The organism is Lederbergia panacisoli (assembly GCF_024626525.1).
GTDB lineage: Bacteria > Bacillota > Bacilli > Bacillales > Bacillaceae_C > Lederbergia > Lederbergia panacisoli.
On the sequence record NZ_JANJGU010000035.1, the window covers coordinates 1 to 1850 of the forward strand.

Genomic DNA, 1850 nt, shown 5'->3' on the forward strand with positions numbered 1-1850 from the left:
GGTAGTGTCAAAAGTTCTATGAAAACTCAATAGATACTCAGTTCCCTTTCCAGTTATTAGTGGAATGACTCCGCAATCGCCCTTGACAAACACGCCAATGGTTTGAATTCAGGGTAACAAGGGCGAAGGGGACAAAAAGAAGGCAGACCAAATAGGCCCTTGGTTTTTCTAATTTTAAACCATTGGCAAGTTCGGTTTGTCAAGAGTTCGCTCCGCCGATTGCTAAACAGTTCAAAAGCTTAAGGGCTCTGCTAAACAAAAAGTTAGGCAGATCTTTGTTCGGCAATCCATCGTTGGGCTAACCCAATGAGTTTTGTCCATCGAGCAGGCATCGTTGGCAACCCTGATAACTCCGGATTGACAACGGGTACCTTGCCTTCCAGGGACGCATGAGGGCGTAGAAAGTTAAAGTAAGCCACAAACAACGTGACATAAGAAACGGATCCTTGTTCGGATCCAAAGCCATGTGTGGAGCGATAGTTACCTTTGAATGTTCGGTTTAGTCTCTCGATGATTTGTTTTAAATACCTATATTCGGTTGATACAGGATCTTCATTCGTCAATCCAATGACTTGCTTCACATCAAACCTAATATCGTGCTGGGCGAAAAAATGTTGAGCCAGGAGGTAGATTGGATTTCCATCCACTACAAAAGTAAGATTTTTTGGAATCTCCTTCATCTTCACCAACACTTCATCAATCGCCCGAATCGCCGATGCTGTATCTCGATTGGGGGACACTGGGTAGGAAAGAATAATCTTCTTTATGGCATCAAAGAAGAAAAATAGGTAATGCCATTTTCCGTTCACTTTGATATAGGTTTCATCACCGCAGAATTGATCGGAAAGCTCATATGGATAATGATCCACATAAGGTTTAAGCAAGAGAGCCACACTGTTTTCGTAATTCAGTACGGTCTGATGGGAAACCGCTACACCATGGACATCCTGCATAATGGCTGCCGTTCTTCGGGCCGAAAGGCCATAGTTTATATGGTAAGTCAAAATCAAGCCCAATGTATGCGGTGAAGCTTGTATTTTAGACAAATCTACCTTTGGAAGTTCTGGTGATTGTTTAGACAAAGGTAAAAAGTCGATATGAAACTGACGAAAAATATACCGTAATTTAAATGCTTGGGGATCTTTCTTATATCGTTTTTTCTCCTGAGGAGACATCGCCTGCAGCTTTTTTTGATAATAGGAACAGTCATTATTTTTACACTTGAAAACGGAAAAATCTTTCCGTTCCTTGATCTTCTCAAGAGTTCTGGCACAGTGGGGGCATTTTAAAATAGCCTCTTTAGAAAAACGGTTCTTATCACTGAATAGACAAGAACATACCTTACACTGAAACTGACCTTTATCTCCATTATTTGCATAAAGAAAGTCCGAAGGAGCACCACACCGCGGACAGTTCATTGATTTAGGTACTGACACTTTTGAATTAGCTCGCCTTTGAACCGGTTTGAGAGGCTTTCCGTGCTGCTCATAGTACTCTTGTAAAAGAATTTTGTAGTCAAGCTGTTCAATAGTTTCAATGATCGGAAGATCATCTACCTGAAGCTTTCGATAAGGCATATTAACAGGCTCTTCCGTTGGTTTCTCAAACATATTTTTACCTACAAGAAGAGTCAATAAATAACGAATAATTTGTTCTTGGTACTTGATAAATTCGAGTAAATAAGTTAATAATTGAGGGTACAACTTGTCACTTCCTATTTTAGGGATTTTGGTGTGTGTGTGGTAACCTCACTTTTATCCTAAAATTATGGGGGTGGCAAGTTTTTTGCTTATAAACCCTTTTATATCAAGGAATTATTAACTTTTTACTATAGATGTTTTGACAATACG

The 1850-nt window shown here is 39.8% G+C and carries 1 protein-coding gene; it reads right to left on the reverse strand.

The features are described 5' to 3' along the window. Positions 1-263: 263 nt before the first annotated feature. Complete coding sequence (locus NQ185_RS20055; protein ID WP_257583874.1) at positions 264-1703, reverse strand: DDE-type integrase/transposase/recombinase; 1440 nt, start codon at positions 1701-1703, stop codon at positions 264-266. Positions 1704-1850: the final 147 nt, after the last annotated feature.